The organism is Pseudomonas sp. RHF3.3-3, from assembly GCF_048069595.1.
GTDB classification, from domain to species: domain Bacteria; phylum Pseudomonadota; class Gammaproteobacteria; order Pseudomonadales; family Pseudomonadaceae; genus Aquipseudomonas; species Aquipseudomonas fuscovaginae_B.
In genome coordinates this window covers 3,620,607-3,638,707 of the sequence record NZ_CP182250.1, presented here as the reverse complement: position 1 = coordinate 3,638,707, position 18,101 = coordinate 3,620,607, and the positions used below count along the sequence as shown (strand labels likewise).

Here is an 18,101-nt window from a genome sequence, read left to right as displayed (position 1 = left end):
TATTCGATGCACTTCAGCGAATTGATGGCAGTTCTTTCCACGCACGCGATTGGCCTTCAACTGGAAGAAGACAATCTGGTGATTCTTGGTGACGACGAGGGCCTTGACAGCGCCGTCTTCGATAGCCTGGTCGTGCACAAGGCGGAACTGCTCAGGCTGGTGGCTCGAAACGGAGGGGAATGGCTGAGTCCGGCCTTGCGCATCACGCCGCAGATGTTGCCGTTGGCCAACCTTGGCCAGGCCGCCATCGACCGGATTGTCGAATCGGTGCCGGGCGGAGCCGGCAACGTGCAGGACATCTACCCGCTGGCGCCCCTGCAGGAGGGGATTCTCTACCATCACCTGGCCGCCGGGCAGGGCGATCCCTATGTATTGCGTTCGTTGTTCGCGGCCGAGAGCCGCGAACGTCTCGACGATTTCGCCCAGGCCCTGCAGGCGGTGATCGACCGGCACGATATCCTGCGCACGGCGATGGTCTGGGAAGGCCTCGATGAGCCAATGCAGGTGGTCCTGCGCGAGGCGACGCTGGCGGTGGAGGAAGTCGCCCTGGCACCCGGCGACAGTGATATCGAGACCCGCCTGTGTGAGCGTTTCGATCCCCGGCATTACCGCCTGGACCTGCGCCAGGCCCCGCTGATGCGCCTGGTGTGCGCCGAGGACCGGGCCAATGCACGCTGGGTCGCGCTCCTGCTGTTCCACCACATCGCCATCGACCATGCCGCGCTGGAGCTGGTGCAATACGAAATGCAGGCCTACCTGCTCGGCGAAGGTCACGCGCTGCCCGAGGCGGTGCCCTATCGCAACTATGTGGCACAGGTCCGGCTCGGTGCCGGCGCCGATGCCCATGAAGGCTTTTTCCGCGACATGCTGGCGGACGTCGATGAGCCGACCCTGCCATTTGGCGTAGCGGAAATACCTGGTGGCAACCCGCGGATCGAAGAGCTGCACCTTCCTGTCGACGCCGATCTGAGCCGGCGTCTGCGCGACCAGGCCCGCCAGTTGGGCGTCAGTGCCGCCAGCCTGCATCACCTGGCGTGGGCGCGGGTGGTGGGGGCCGTGTCGGGCAAGTCCGATGTGGTGTTCGGCACCGTACTGATGGGCCGGATGCAGGGCGGCAAGGGCGCCGACCGGGCGTTGGGCATGTTCATCAACACCCTGCCGTTGCGGGTGAAACTCGAGGGGCACGCAGTCCGCGAAGGGGTCAGGACCACCCACGCACGCCTGACCGCCTTGCTCGGTCATGAACACGCGTCCCTGGCCCAGGCCCAGCGTTGCAGTGGGGTGGCTGCCCCGACGCCCTTGTTCAGCTCGCTGCTCAACTACCGCCACAGCGCCACCGGCTCGCAGGTCTCGGCCGAGACCGCCCGGGCCTGGGCCGGCTTGCAGAGCCTGGGTGGCGACGAGCAGAGCACCTATCCGATCACCCTGTCGGTGGACGATCTTGGCGAGGGGTTCAGCCTGGCGGTCCAGACCCTGGTGGAGATCGGTGCGCAACGTATCGGTGACTATATGCTGGCGGCCCTCGCGGCGCTGGTGGAAGCCCTGGAGCAAGCGCCGCAGACACCGTTGCAGCAACTGGAGATCCTCTCGGCCGCCGAGCGCCAGCAGGTGCTGCATGGCTTCAATGCCACGGCGCGTGACTATCCACGGCACAGCAGCCTGGTACAGCTGTTCGAGGAGCAGGTGGCGGCGCAGCCCGATGCGCTGGCTGCCGTGCAGGGCGGGCAGGCACTGACCTACCGGCAACTCAACGGCCGGGCCAATGCCCTGGCGCAGCATCTGGCCGGTCTCGGGGTACAGCCGGGCGATCGCGTGGGCCTGCTGCTGGAGCGTTCCTTCGACCTGCTGGCCGGCCAGTTGGCAATCCTCAAGTGCGGCGCGGCCTATGTGCCGCTCGATATCAATGCTCCCGCCGAGCGCCAGGCGTTCATGTTGCATGACAGCGAGGCGCGGCAGGTATTGACCCGCGGCTCCAGCGAGGTGCCGGAGGGTGTCCGGCGGGTGGATCTGGACCTGCTGGCGCTGGCCACCGACGTGCCGAACCCGCAGTCGCTGTCGGGCGCCGAGTCGGTGGCGTACATCATGTACACCTCCGGCTCCACCGGAACCCCCAAGGGGGTACTGGTGCCGCACCGCGCGGTGAGCCGCCTGGTGCTCAACAACGGCTACGCCGATTTCAACAGGCAGGATCGGGTGGCCTTCGCCTCCAACCCGGCCTTCGACGCCAGTACCCTGGATGTCTGGGCACCGCTGCTCAACGGCGGTTGCGTGGTGGTGGTGGAACAGTCGGTGTTGCTGTCCCTGGAGGATTTCCGGGCCCTGCTGCTGGCCCAGTCGGTCAGCGTGCTGTGGATGACCGCCGGCCTGTTCCATCAGTATGCCGCCGGCCTGATGGGCGCCTTCGCACAATTGCGCTACCTGATCGTCGGTGGCGATGTGCTGGATCCTTCGGTGATCGCCCGGGTGCTGGCCGAAGGTGCCCCCGGGCATCTGCTCAACGGCTACGGCCCGACCGAAGCCACGACCTTTTCCACCACCCATGAAATCACCTCGGTCGGCAACGGCGCGATTCCCATCGGCCGGCCGATCGGCAACAGCCAGGTCTATATCCTCGATGCCTTGCGCCAACCGGTGGCGGTGGGCGTGGCCGGCGAGCTGTATATCGGCGGGCAGGGCGTGGCCAAGGGCTATCTGAACCGGCCGGAACTGAACGCCACGCAATTCATCGCCGACCCGTTCAGCGACCAGGCCGGGGCGCTGATGTATCGTACCGGCGACCTCGCGCGCTGGAACGCGGACGGTGTTGTCGAGTACCTCGGGCGTAACGACGATCAGGTGAAGATTCGCGGTTTCCGCATCGAACTGGGGGAGATCGAGGCACGCCTGGCCGCCTGCGCGGGCGTCAGGGAAGCACTGGTGCTGGCCCGCCAGGACGAGTTCGGGCACAAGCGCCTGGTGGCCTATCTGGTTGGCGAGCCAGGCAACGTCTTGTCGGTGCCTGCGCTGCGCAGCGAGCTGGCGGCGTCCCTGGCCGAATACATGGTGCCGAGTGCCTTCGTGATCCTGGAGTCGTTCCCGCTCACCGCCAACGGCAAGCTGGATCGCCGCGCCTTGCCGGCGCCGGACGCCGACGCCTATGCCAGTCGCGAGTTCGAGGCGCCCGAGGGCGACCTGGAAACCACCCTGGCACAGCTGTGGGCCGACCTGCTCAAGGTCGAGCGTGTCGGGCGCAACGATCACTTCTTCGAACTGGGCGGCCATTCGCTGCTGGCGGTGAGCCTGATCGAACGCATGCGCCAGTTGGGCCTGAGTGCCGACGTGCGCGTGCTGTTCAGCCAGCCGACCCTGTCGGCCTTGGCCGCCGCCGTGGGAGGCGGACGCGAGATCAGCGTGCCGGCCAACCTGATTGCGCAGGATTGCGCGCGGATCACCCCGGACCTGCTGCCACTGGTCAGCCTGACCCAGGCGCAGATCGACCGGGTGGTGGCGACGGTACCCGGTGGTGTCGCGAATGTGCAGGATATCTATCCGCTGGCGCCGTTGCAGGAGGGGATTCTCTATCACCACCTGGCCGCCGGGCAGGGTGACCCCTATGTCTTGCAGGCGCAGTTCGCCTTCGACGATCACCCGCGCCTGGACGCCTTTGTCCAGGCCTTGCAGACGGTCATCGACCGCCATGACATCCTGCGCACCGGGGTGGTCTGGGAAGGCCTGGATGCGCCTGTGCAAGTGGTCTGGCGCCAGGCGAGACTGCACCTGGATGCGCTCGAGCTCGACCCGGCGGCCGGTGATATCGGCACGCAACTGCATGGCCGTTTCGACCCCAGGCACTACCGCCTGGACATCGGCCAGGCTCCACTGATGCGTCTGGCCTATGCCGAAGATCCGCTCAATCGGCGCATCACCGCGATGCTGCTGTTCCATCACATGGCCCTGGACCATATGGCGATGGAGGTGGTGCAACATGAAATGCAGGCCTGGCTGCTGGGCGAGGCCCAAACCCTGCCGACACCGGTGCCGTATCGCAACTACGTGGCCCAGGCGCGCCTGGGTGTGAGTCAGGCCGATCACGAAGCGTTTTTCCGTGACATGCTCGGCGAGGTCGACGAACCGACCCTGCCGTTCGGGTTGCAGGACGTACAGGGCGATGGTCGGGATATCGACGAGGCCAGCCTGCTGCTGGACAGCCGGCTGGACCAGGGCCTGCGCGCTCAGGCCCGGCACCTGGGGGTGAGTGCCGCGAGCCTGATGCACCTGGCCTGGGCCCAGGTGCTGGGCAAGGTTTCGGGCCGGCAGGATGTGGTGTTCGGCACCGTGCTGATGGGCCGGATGCAGGGCGGCGAGGGCGCCGACCGGGCGCTGGGGATGTTCATCAACACCTTGCCGCTGCGGGTCGCGCTGGGTGGGCAGGGGGTACGCGCCGGAGTCAAGGCGACCCATGCGCGGTTGACCGCGTTGCTGGGGCATGAGCATGCGTCCCTGGCATTGGCCCAGCGCTGCAGTGGCGTGGCGGCGCCACTGCCGCTGTTCAGCGCCCTGCTCAATTACCGGCATAGCGCCGTGGGCAGTGTGTCCGAACAGGCCATGCAGGCCTGGCAGGGTATCCATATCCTCAGTGAGGAAGAACGCACCAACTATCCGCTGACGCTGAACGTCGACGACCAGGGCGAAGGCTTCAAGCTGACCGCGTTGGTGACATCCTCGGTTGGTGCGCAGCGGGTGTGTGGCTACATGCGCACGGCGCTGGAGCAGTTGCTGGAAGCACTGGAACATACGCCGCAAGCGTCGCTGCAAAGCCTGTCGATCCTGCCGGAAGGCGAACGTGAGCAACTGCTGGTGGCGTTCAACGACACCGCGCTGGAGTATCCGCAGGCGCAGACCATCCATGGGTTGTTCGAGGCCCAGGTGGAACTGACGCCGGATGCCCTGGCGGTGGTCCATGACGGTAGGAAACTCAGCTATCGCGAACTGAACGAGCAGGCCAACCGCCTGGCCCATGCCCTGCGCAAGCAAGGTGTGCAGCCGGACTCCCGCGTGGGGATCTGTGTCGAGCGCGGCGCCGAGATGGTCGTCGGCCTGCTGGCGATTCTCAAGGCCGGGGGCGCCTACGTGCCGCTGGATCCGGCGTATCCGGCCGAGCGGATCGCCTACATGCTGCAGGACAGTGCGCCGGCCGTGGTGCTGGCCCAGAACGCGACCCAGCAGTTGCTGGCCGGCGTGTCGGTACCCGTGATCAATCTGGATCAGGGCACCTGGCAGGACGAGTCCGTCCGGAATCCACAGGTGCCGGGCCTGACCTCGGCACACCTGGCCTACCTGATCTACACCTCGGGTTCGACAGGTTTGCCCAAGGGCGTGATGATCGAACACCGCAACACGGTGAACTTCCTGACCTGGGCCCACGGGGCCTTCGACAACGGGGCCTTGGACAAGACGCTATTCTCGACCTCGCTGAACTTCGACCTGGCGGTCTACGAGTGCTTTGCACCGCTGACCTCGGGCGGCAGTATCGAGGTGGTGAAAAACGTCCTGGAACTGCAGCACGGCGAGCACGATATCGGCCTGATCAACACCGTGCCTTCAGCGTTGAAAGCGCTGTTGGAAGTGGATGGTCTGCCTGCTTCAGTCCACACCGTCAACGTGGCAGGTGAAGCGCTGAAACGCAGCCTGGTGGAATCGCTGTTCGAGAAAACCGGCGTGCAACGCCTGTGCAACCTCTACGGCCCTTCGGAAACCACCACCTACTCCAGCTGGGTGGCGATGGATCGAGAGGATGGCTTCGCCCCGCATATCGGCAAGCCGGTGGGCAACACCCAGTTCTACCTGCTGGACGAGCAACAACAGCCCGTTCCGCTGGGCGTACCGGGTGAAATCTACATTGGCGGCGCCGGCGTGGCTCGTGGCTACCTGAACCGTGACGACCTGACCGCCGAGCGCTTCCTCCGGGACCCGTTCAGCCAGGACGCTTCGGCAAGGATGTACCGCACCGGCGACCTCGGTCGCTACCTGGCGGATGGCAACATCGAATACCTGGGCCGTAACGACGACCAGGTGAAGATCCGCGGTTTCCGTATCGAACTGGGCGAAATCGATGCCCGCCTGGCGAAACACCCGGCCATTCACGAAGCGGTGGTCACTGCCCGCGAGGATGTGCCGGGCGACAAGCGCCTGGTCGCCTACTACACCCTGGCCGAAGGTCATGCTTCGGTGGAGATCGACAGCCTGCGCCGCCACCTGCAGGAAAAACTGCCGGAGTACATGGTCCCGGCCGTCTACGTCGCCCTGGAAAAACTGCCGCTGACCCCGAACGGCAAACTGGACCGCAAGGCCCTGCCGGCACCGGACAGCAGTGCCTTGAGCCATCGTGGCTTCGAAGCTCCCCAAGGCGAAACCGAAATCACCCTGGCACGGATCTGGTCCGAGGTGCTCAAGGTCGAGCAGATCGGACGTCATGATCACTTTTTCGAACTGGGCGGGCATTCGCTGCTCGCCGTGAGCCTGATCGAACGCATGCGCCAGGCCGGTCTGAGCGCCGATGTGCGGGTGCTGTTCAATCAGCCGACCCTGGCCGCGCTGGCCGCTGCCGTGGGTGGCGGACGTGAGATCGTGGTCCCGGCCAATGCCATCCCGCCGGGCTGCACGCACCTCACCCCGGACATGCTGCCGCTGATCGACCTGGACCAGGCGGAGATCGAGCGAATCGTCGCCAGCGTGCCGGGTGGTGCGGCGAATGTGCAGGATATCTATCCGCTGGCACCGCTGCAGGAAGGCATTCTCTATCATCACCTGGCCGCCGAGCAGGGTGATCCCTATGTTCTCCATGCCCTGTTCAACGTGGCGGACCGTCAGCGGCTGGACGCCTTTGCCCAGGCGTTGCAACAGGTCATCGACCGGCATGACATCCTGCGCACCGCCGTCCTCTGGCAAGGCCTGGACGAACCGGTCCAGGTGGTCTGGCGCCAGGCCCGCCTGCATTGCGAAGCCTTGGTGCTGGATCCGCGTGCCGGTGAGGTGGCGGTTCAACTGAAGGCGCGTTTCGACACCCGCCACTCCCGGCTGGACGTGACCCAGGCTCCCCTGATGCAACTGGTGTTCGCCGAGGACGAGGGCCAACAGCGTTGGGTGGCCATGTTGCGCTTCCACCACATGGCCCTGGACCACACCGCCCTGGAGGTGGTGCGACATGAAATCCAGGCGCATCTGCTGGGGCAGGCCGATCAACTGGGCAACCCGGTGCCGTACCGCAACTATGTGGCCCAGGCGCGCCTGGGGACCAGCCAGCAGGAACACGAAACGTTCTTCCACGAGATGCTGGGCGATATCGACGAGCCGACCCTGCCATTCGGCCTGCAGGATGTGCAGGTCGACAGCCACCTTATCGATGAAGTGAGTGCCGTTCTGCCATCAGCCTTGAGCCAGCGGCTGCGGGCCCTGGCCCGGCAACTGGGGGTCAGCGCCGCCAGCCTGCACCACCTGGCCTGGGCCCAGGTGCTGGGCAAGGTCTCGGGCACCCGGGATGTGGTGTTCGGCACCGTGCTGATGGGGCGGATGCAGGGCGGCGAGGGTGCCGATCGGGCCCTGGGGATGTTTATCAATACCTTGCCGCTGCGGGTCACCGTGGGCGAGCAGGGGGTGCGGGACGGGGTCAAGGCGGTCCACGGGCGACTGAGCGCGCTGCTCGGTCACGAACATGCGTCCCTGGCCCTGGCCCAGCGTTGCAGCGGCGTGGCCGCGCCAACCCCGCTGTTCAGTGCCTTGCTCAACTACCGGCATAGCGCCGTCGACGCGGTTTCCGAACCGGCCTTGCAGGCTTGGCAAGGGATCGAGATTCTCAGCAGTGAAGAACGCACCAACTACCCGCTGACACTGTCGGTGGACGACCTGGGCGAAGACTTCTCCCTGAGTGTCCTGGCCCTGGAGGGCATCGGTGCGCAGCGGGTCTGCGACTACATGCACACGGCCCTGGTCAACCTGGCGGCGGCCCTGGAGCAGGCGCCCCAGACGCCGTTGGCTGAACTTACGATCCTGCCCGATGCCGAGCGCGAGCAACTGCTGGTGAGCTTCAACGCCAGCCATCGCGACTACCCACGGACACAGACCGTGCACGGGCTGTTCGAGGCCCAGGTCCGTGCCCGCCCCGAGGCGTGTGCGGCGATCCACGACGGCGTGGCGTTGACTTACGCCGAGCTCAACGCCCGAGCCAACCGCCTGGCCCGGCACCTGCGTGGCCTCGGCGTGCAGCCGGGCGACAGCGTGGCGATCCTGCTGGCACGCAGCCATGACCTGCTGGTCAGCCAATTGGCGGCGCTCAAGTGCGCGGCGGTCTATGTACCGCTGGACATCAATGCACCGCTCGAACGCCAGGGCTTCATGATCGAGGACAGCCAGGCACGGGTCCTGCTGACCCATAGCCAGGTGTCGCTGGCGACCTCGGCACAGCGGGTGGAACTGGACCGTCTGGACCTGTCCGCTCTGGATCCGGATGACCTGGGGATCACCCAGTCCAGCGAAAGCGCGGCGTACATCATGTACACCTCCGGCTCCACCGGCACCCCGAAAGGCGTGCTGGTGCCGCACCGGGCCATCAGCCGGCTGGTGATCAACAACGGCTACGCCGATTTCAACGAACGGGATCGAGTGGCCTTCGCCTCCAACCCGGCCTTCGACGCCAGTACCCTGGATGTCTGGGCGCCGCTGCTCAATGGCGGCTGCGTGGTGGTGATCGGCCAGGACGACCTGCTGTCCCCGGCGAACTTCCAGCGCCTGCTGCTGGAACAGTCGGTGACGGTGCTGTGGATGACCGCCGGGTTGTTCCATCAATACGCTGCCGGCCTGGGTGAAGCGTTTGCCCGTCTGCGCTACCTGATCGTCGGCGGCGACGTGCTGGACCCGGCGGTGATCGCCCGGGTACTGGAAAACAGTGCCCCCGAGCATCTGCTCAACGGTTACGGCCCGACCGAAGCCACGACCTTCTCCGCGACCTACGAAATCACCGCGGTCGGCAACGGGGGCATCCCGATTGGCCGCCCCGTGGGCAACACCTGCCTGTACGTGCTCGATGCCCAGGGCCAGCCGGTGCCGGTGGGTGTGGCAGGGGAGCTGTATATCGGCGGACAGGGCGTGGCCCTGGGTTACCTGAACCGGGAAGAACTGACCCGGGAAAAATTCCTGGTCGACCCATTCGACAGCGAGCCGAATGCCCGCCTGTACCGCACCGGCGACCTGGTGCGCTGGCGCGCCGACGGCAACCTGGAGTACCTGGGCCGCAATGACGCCCAGGTGAAGATTCGCGGTTTCCGGGTCGAACTGGGCGAGATCGAGGCGCGTCTGGTCGAGCATCCCGAGGTCAGGGAAAGCGTGGTGTTGTGTCGCGAGGATCTCCCGGGCGACAAACGTCTGGTGGCCTACTTCACGGCGCAGCAGCCTGAAACCGTGCTGCCGATCGAGAGTCTGCGCGACCATCTGCAAGAGTCCGTGCCGGAATACATGGTGCCGGCGGCCTACGTGCAACTTGATGCCTTGCCACTGACCGCCAACGGCAAGCTGGACCGCAAGGCGCTGCCGGTGCCGGATGCCCAGGCGCTGGTCAGCCGCGGCTACGAGGCGCCGCAAGGCGAAGTGGAAGTGCTGCTGGCGTCGATCTGGGCCGATGTGCTCAAGGTCGAGCAGGTCGGTCGCCACGACCACTTCTTCGAACTCGGCGGTCATTCATTACTGGCGGTGACGCTGATCGAGCGCATGCGCCAGGCCGGCCTGAGTGCCGATGTGCGGGTGCTGTTCAGCCAGCCGACCCTGGCCGCCCTGGCCGCAGCAGTGGGTACGGCCAGCGACCTGGTGGTGCCGGCCAACCGGATTGCTCCGGATTGCCAGCGGATCACCCCGGACATGTTGCCGCTGATCGAGCTGGATCAGGCGGCCATCGACCGTATCGCGGCCACCGTGCCGGGCGGTGCGCCGAACATCCAGGATATCTACCCGCTGGCACCGTTGCAGGAGGGGATTCTCTATCACCACCTCAGCGCCGAGGAGGGCGACCCCTATGTGCTGCAAGCGCAGTACGCCTTCGACAGCCGTGCCCGCCTGGACGACTTCGTCCAGGCACTGCAAGCGGTTATCGACCGACATGACATCCTGCGCACTTCCATTCACTGGGAAGGCTTCGACCAGCCCTTGCAGGTGGTCTGGCGCCGTGCCGAACTGAGCACCGAGGAGCGCGCGCTGGACCCTCGCGCCGGCGATATCGCCGAGCAGTTGCAGGCCGGCTTCGATCCGCGCCAGGTGCGCCTGGATATCCGCCGGGCGCCGATGCTGCATCTGGCCCAGGCCTGGGACGAGCCGAACCAGCGCTGGCTGGGACTGCTGCTGTTCCATCACCTGGTCATGGACCACACCGCGATGGACGTGGTGCAGCACGAGATGCAGGCCGCTCTGCTCGGCCAGCAGGCGCAACTGGGCGCCGCTGTGCCTTATCGCAACTATGTCGCCCTGGCCCGCCTGGGCGCGAGCCAGGAGGAGCACGAACGGTTCTTCCGCGCACGCCTCGGCGATATCGACGAACCAACCCTGCCGTTCGGCCTGCAGGATGTGCAGGGTGACGGCAGCGAGATCGAACAGGCCCACCTGGCCCTGGACATGGGCCTGAGCCTGCGTTTACGAGCCCAGGCCCGTCAGCTCGGGGTGAGTGCCGCGAGTCTGGTGCATCTGGCTTTCGCCCAGGTGTTGGGGCAGGCCAGTGGCCGTGACCAGGTGGTCTTCGGCACGGTGCTGCTGGGCCGGATGCAGGGCGGCGAGGGCGCCGATAGGGCCCTGGGCATGTTTATCAATACCTTGCCGCTGCGGGTGACCCTTGGCGGTCAAAGCGTGCGTGAGGGGGTCAAGACCACCCACGCCGAACTGACCGCCTTGCTCGGGCACGAGCACGCCTCCCTGGCGCTGGCCCAGCGTTGCAGCGGGGTGAGCGCGCCGCTGCCGTTGTTCAGCGCCTTGCTCAACTACCGCCACAGCAGCCTGGCCGTGACCGAGCAGGCGCAGAGCGCCTGGCAGGGCATGCAGGTGCTGGGCGGTGCCGAAGAGCGCACCAACTATCCGCTGACCCTCAACGTCGACGACCTGGGGGAAGGGTTCCACTTCACGGCCTTGGTGGCGACGGCCATCGGTGCACAACGTCTTTGCGGCTATCTGCACAGCGCCTTGGACGGCCTGGTTCAGGCCCTGGAGCAGGCACCAGAGAGCGCCGTACAGGCGATTTCGATCCTGCCGGCCAGCGAGCGCGAGCAACTGCTCGAGCACTGGAACCAGGCTGGCCGGACCTATCCCGCCGATGCACTGATCCACCAGCAGTTCGAGGCCCGCGCCGCCGAGCGGCCGGAGGCCGTGGCGCTGGTGCATCAGGACGAAAGCCTGAGCTATGGCGAACTCAATGCCCGCGCCAACCAGGTGGCCCACCGCCTGCTGGCCCTGGGCGTGCGCCCGGATGACCGGGTGGCCATCTGCGTCGAACGCGGCCCGGCGATGATCATCGGCCTCTTGGGGATCCTCAAGTCCGGTGCCGGTTATGTGCCGCTGGACCCGGCCTATCCCCGTGAGCGCCTGGCCTACACCCTGGGCGACAGTGAACCGGTGGCCTTGTTGAGCCAGCACGCGGTGCGCGAGGCGCTGCCGGCGGTGGATCTGCCGCTGATCAATCTCGACGATGGCGATCTGCAGGACGAGTCCGTCCAGAACCCGCAGGTGCCGGGGCTGACGTCCGCGAGCCTGGCCTACGTGATCTACACCTCCGGTTCCACCGGTCTGCCCAAGGGCGTGATGGTCGAGCACCGCAACGTTGCGCGGCTGTTCACGGCCACCGAGGACTGGTTCGGTTTCAACGAACAGGACACCTGGGCGCTGTTCCACTCGTTCGCCTTCGACTTCTCGGTCTGGGAAATCTGGGGCGCGCTGCTGCACGGCGGGCGTCTGCTCATCGTGCCGCAACTGGTCAGCCGCTCGCCACAGGATTGCTACGCACTGCTGTGCAGCGCCGGGGTGACAGTGCTCAACCAGACGCCAAGCGCGTTCCGCCAACTGATTGCCGCCCAGGGCGACAACGCCCAGCCCCATGCCCTGCGCCAGGTGATCTTCGGCGGTGAGGCGCTGGACACGGCGATGCTCAAGCCCTGGTATGCGCGGGCCGTGAACGCCGGTACGCAACTGGTGAACATGTACGGCATCACCGAAACCACGGTGCACGTGACCTATTACCCATTGCAGGCCGAAGATGCCCAGCGCATCGGGGCCAGTCCGATCGGCAAACGGATTCCCGACCTGCAACTCTATGTCCTCGATGCCCGTCGCGAACCGGTACCGGTGGGGGTGGTCGGCGAACTGTATGTCGGCGGGGCCGGGGTCGCCCGTGGCTACCTGAACCGGGCCGAACTCAGCGCCGAGCGTTTCCTTGCCAACCCGTTCAGCCAAGAGCCGAACGCGCGTCTGTACCGCACCGGCGACCTGGCTCGCTGGGTGGCCGACGGCAGCCTGGAATACCTGGGGCGTAACGACGAACAGGTGAAGATTCGCGGCTTCCGTATCGAACTGGGCGAGATCGAGGCGCAACTGGCCGCCTGCGAAGGTGTGCGTGATGCGCTGGTTCTGGTGCGCGAGGATGAGCCGGGCGACAAGCGCCTGGTGGCCTATGTCATCGCCGCCGGCGTCGAACTCGACGCCGCATGGTTGCGTGACCAACTGCGCCAGACGCTGGCCGAGCACATGCTGCCCAGTGCCTTCGTCAGCCTGGAAGCCTTCCCGCTGACCGCCAACGGCAAGCTCGACCGCAAGGCGTTGCCGGCCCCCGATCGCTCGACGGTGGCCAGCCGTGGCTACGAAGCGCCCGAAGGCGCCACCGAAATGGCGATTGCGCGTATCTGGCAGGACCTGCTGCAACTGGAACAGGTCGGTCGTCACGATCACTTCTTCGAACTGGGCGGTCACTCGCTGCTGGCGGTGAAACTGATCGAGCGCATGCGCCAGATCGACCTCAGTGCCGACGTGCGCGTGCTGTTCGGCCAGCCGACCCTGGCCGCCCTGGCGGCGGCCGTGGGCGGCCAGCGCGAGGTCGAGGTGCCGGCGAATGTCATCCCCGAGGGTTGTCAACGTATCACGCCTGACATGCTGCCGCTGGTCGGCCTGAGCCAGGACGATATCGACCGCATCGTGGCCAGCGTGCCCGGTGGCGTTGCCAATGTGCAGGATATCTATGCCCTGGCGCCGTTGCAGGAGGGGATTTTGTACCATCACCTGGCCGCGACCCAGGGCGACCCGTACCTGCAATACGCGCTGTTCGGCTTCGACAGCCTCGAACGCCTGCACAGCTTCGCCCAGGCCCTGCAAGGGGTGGTGGCGCGGCATGACATCCTGCGTACCGCAGTGCTCTGGGAAAGCCTGGATGCGCCGGTGCAGGTGGTCTGGCGTGACGCGCCCCTGGGCGTTGAACGGCTGGAGCTGGACCCGGCGGACGGCGATATCGCCGAACAACTGTGCGAGCGCCTGGACCCGCGCCACACCCGCCTGGACATTCGTCAGGCGCCCATGATGCGCATCGGCTACGCGCAGGATCCATCGAATAACCGCTGGGTCGGCATGCTGCTGTTCCATCACCTGGTGGACGACGCCACTTCGCTGCGTATCCTCTGCGGCGAAATCGAGGCGCACATGCTCGGCCGGCAGGGGGAACTGCCGCCGTCCGTGCCTTATCGCAACTATGTGGCCCAGGCCTGGCAGGGAATCAGCCGCGAGGAGCACGAAGCGTTCTTCCGCGACATGCTGGGCGATATCGAGGAACCGACACTGCCCTTCGGCCTGCAGGACGTGCAGGGCGATGGTCGCGGCATCGAGGAAGTCCAGCGGGGCGTGGATGCCGACCTGAGCCGGCGCCTGCGCTTGCAGGCACGGCAGCTCGGGGTGAGCGCCGCCAGCCTGTATCACCTGGCCTGGGCCCGGGTATTGGGCGTCGTGTCGGGCAGGGACGATGTGGTGTTCGGCACCGTGCTGCTGGGTCGCCTGCAGGGCGGCGAAGGCGCCGACCGGGCCCTGGGCATGTTCATCAACACCTTGCCGCTGCGCGTGACCCTGGGCGAACAGGGCGTGCGCGAGGGCCTGAAGGCCACCCATGCCCGACTCAGCGGCCTGCTCGCCCACGAGCATGCGTCGCTGGTACTGGCGCAGCGTTGCAGCGGCGTGCCCGCGTCGACGCCGCTGTTCAGTTCACTGCTCAATTACCGGCAGATCGATACCCGTGTCACCGACCAGGCGCTGGCCGCCTGGGAAGGCATCCAGGCCCTGGACGGCGAAGAACGCACCAACTACCCCCTGACCCTGTCGGTGAATGACCTGGGCGAGGGCTTCAACCTGACGGTCATGGCCGAGGCGCAGATCGGCGCCGAACGGATCTGTGACTATATGCACTGTGCCCTGGAAAACCTGGTGCAGGCGCTGGAACAGACACCGCAAGCCCCATTGGGCGGGGTGAATATCCTGCCGGCGGGCGAGCGCCAGCAATTGCTGGAAAGCTGGAACACTCCGCATGTCTCCTATGCCGATGACACCTTGATCCACCGCACCTTCGAAGCCTGGGCGGTGGCGCAACCGGAAGCCGTGGCGCTGCAATACGAAGACCGCACGCTGAGCTACGGCGAGCTCAATGCCCGCGCCAACCAGGTAGCCCATCAGTTGCTGGCCCTGGGCGTGCGTCCGGATGACCGGGTGGCGATCTGTGTCGAGCGTGGCCTGGAGATGATGGTTGGCCTGCTCGGCATCCTCAAGTCCGGCGCCGGCTACGTACCGATCGACCCGGCCTATCCGGCCGAGCGGATCGCCTACCAGTTGCGCGACAGCGGCCCGGTGGCGGTGCTGGCCGATGCCGCCGGCCTGGCACTGCTGGAGACTTTCGACGGTCCCCGGCTGGACCTGCGCAGCCCGGCCCTGCAGGCCCAGCCCAGCAGCAACCCGCGGGTCAGCGGGATCAGCCCGCACCACCTCGCCTATGTGATCTACACCTCCGGCTCCACCGGGCTGCCCAAGGGCGTGATGGTCGAGCACCGCAACGTCGCCCGGCTGTTCTCGGCCACCCGGGCCTGGTTCGAATTCAACGAGCAGGATGTCTGGGCGTTGTTCCATTCGTTCGCCTTCGACTTCTCGGTCTGGGAAATCTGGGGCGCGCTGCTGCATGGCGGTCGCTTGCTGATCGTGCCGCAACTGGTCAGCCGCTCGCCGCAGGATTGCTACGCACTGCTGTGCACTACCGGCGTCACGGTCCTCAACCAGACCCCGAGCGCGTTCCGCCAGTTGCTCAACGCCCAGGGCGAGAGCGAATTGCGCCACTCCCTGCGCCAGGTGATCTTCGGTGGCGAAGCCCTGGAAACCGGGATGCTCAAGCCCTGGTACGCACGGGTGGCCAACGCCGGCACCCAATTGGTGAACATGTATGGCATCACCGAAACCACCGTGCATGTGACCTACTGCCCGTTGGTGGCGGCCGATGCGCAACGTGCTGGCGTCAGCCCCATCGGCGTGCGGATTCCCGACTTGCAGCTATACGTGCTCGATAGCCGGCGCGAGCCGGTGCCGGTGGGCGTGGTCGGCGAGTTGTATGTCGGCGGTGCCGGGGTGGCGCGGGGTTATCTGAACCGTGACGAGCTGACGGCCGAACGTTTCCTGCCGAATCCGTTCAGCAAGGATCCCCAGGCGCGCCTGTACAAGACCGGCGACCTGGGACGCTGGCTGGCCGATGGCAGCCTCGATTATCTGGGCCGCAATGACGACCAGGTGAAGATTCGTGGCTTCCGCATCGAACTGGGCGAAATCGAAGCCGCCCTGGGCGCCTGCACGGGTGTCCGCGAGGCGGTGGTGCTGGCCCGTGAGGACGAACCGGGGGACAAGCGCCTGGTGGCCTATGTGGTTGCCGCGTCCGGCCACGAGGTGGTGGCCGCCGAGCTGCGTGCGCAACTGTCGCTTTCGCTGGCCGACTACATGGTGCCCAGTGCCTTCGTCAGCCTGGACAGCTTCCCGCTGACCACCAATGGCAAGCTCAACCGCAAGGCGCTGCCGGCGCCGGATGCGCAAGCCCTGGTGCGACGTGAATACGCGGCCCCCGAAGGTGCCGTGGAAAACGCCATCGCGCAGATCTGGCAGTCGCTGCTGCAACTGCCGCAAGTGGGGCGCCATGACCACTTCTTCGAGCTGGGTGGGCATTCATTGCTGGCGGTCAAGCTGATCGAGCGCATGCGCCAGGTCGGTCTGGTGGCCGATGTGCGCGTGCTGTTCAGCCAACCGACGCTGGCGGCCCTGGCAGCGGCGGTGGGCGGGCATCAGGAAGTCCGCGTGCCGGACAACCTGATCGTGCCGGGCTGCGAACGCATCACCCCGGACATGCTGCCCCTGGCCGATCTCGATCAGGCCGCCATCGACCGCATCGTCGCGAACGTGCCCGGTGGCGTAGCCAATGTGCAGGACATCTATGCCCTGGCACCGCTGCAGGAAGGGATCCTCTATCACCACCTGGCCGCCCATGAGGGCGACCCCTATGTCCTGCAGGTGCTGTTTGCCTTCGACGACCGCCAGCGCCTGGCCGCGTTTGCCGAGGCCCTGCAGAGCGTGATCGAACGCCACGACATCCTGCGCACCAGCGTGGCCTGGGAAGGCCTGGACCAGCCGGTGCAGGTGGTCTGGCGCGAGGCTCAACTGAGCCTGGAAGAGGTCACGGTCGATCCGGCGGCGGGTGAGGTACTGGCCCAGTTGCACCAGCGGTTCGATCCGCGCCACTACCGCCTGGACATCGGCCAGGCGCCGCTGATGCGGATCGCCTATGCCCAGGAGCCGCTCAGCCAGCGGATCAGCGCGATGTTGCTGTTCCATCACATGGCCCTGGACCACACGGCCCTGGAAGTGGTGGTGGAAGAGATGCAGGCCAGCCTGCAGGGCCTGACCGGGCAATTGCCGGCCCCGGTGCCGTATCGCAATCATGTGGCCCAGGCACGCCTGGGGGCCAGCCGGGAGGAACATGAAGCGTTCTTCCGCGACATGCTCGGCGATATCGACGAGCCGACGCTGCCCTATGGCCTGCAGGACGTGCAGGGTGACGGCCGTGCCGTCGTTGAAGTGCAACAGCTGCTCGACAGCGGCTTGAGCCTGCGCCTGCGTGGCATTGCCCGGCCACTGGGCGTCAGCGCCGCGAGCCTGATGCACTTGGCATGGGCCCAGGTGATTGGCCGCCTATCGGGTCGGGATGAGGTGGTGTTCGGCACCGTGCTGATGGGGCGGATGCAGGGCGGCGAGGGCAGCGACCGGGCCCTGGGGATGTTCATCAACACCTTGCCGTTGCGCCTGAGCGTCGGAGACCTCGGCGCCCTGGCCGGGGTCAAGGCCACCCATGAGCGCCTGTCGACCCTGCTCGGTCATGAGCATGCCTCATTGTCCCTGGCCCAGCGTTGCAGCGGCGTACCGGGTTCGCTACCGCTGTTCAGTGCCCTGCTGAACTACCGCCATAGCACCGGTGGCGTGGCTTCGTCCGAGGCGATTGCAGCCTGGCAGGGTATGCAGACCCTGAGCATGGAGGAGCGTACCAACTATCCGTTGTGCCTGAACGTCGATGACCTGGGCGAGGCTTTCATGCTCACCATCCAGGCCGTGGAACAGATCGACGCGCGTCGGATCGGCGGCTACATGCAGGCTGCCCTGGAGCAACTGGTCCAGGCTCTGGAGGAGGCGCCGACCACGGCGCTCAACCGCCTGTCGATCCTGCCGGCCGACGAGCGCGAGCAACTGCTGGTGGCGCTCAACGACACCGCGCTGGAGTATCCGCAGGCGCAGACCATTCATGGGTTGTTCGAGGCCCAGGTGGAGCGTACGCCGGACGCGTTGGCGGTGGTCCATGACGGCAGGAAACTCAGCTATCGCGAGCTTAACGAACAGGCCAACCGTTTGGCCCATGCCTTGCGCAAGCAGGGTGTGCAGCCGGATTCGCGAGTGGGCATCTGTGTCGAACGCGGCGCCGAGATGGTTGTCGGCCTGCTGGCGATTCTCAAGGCCGGGGGCGCCTATGTGCCGCTGGATCCGGGGTACCCGGCCGA

General features: G+C 66.4%; 1 protein-coding gene (only partly in view). It reads left to right on the top strand.

Annotated features, from left to right (window positions below; genetic code table 11):
• Positions 1-78: 78 nt before the first annotated feature.
• Positions 79-18,101, top strand: partial view of a non-ribosomal peptide synthase/polyketide synthase gene (locus ACMGT0_RS16300; protein ID WP_416768983.1) — the 5' portion only. Its footprint extends 12,784 nt past the window's final position; only the first 18,023 of its 30,807 coding nucleotides appear in the window; its start codon is at positions 79-81; its stop codon lies off the right edge, out of view.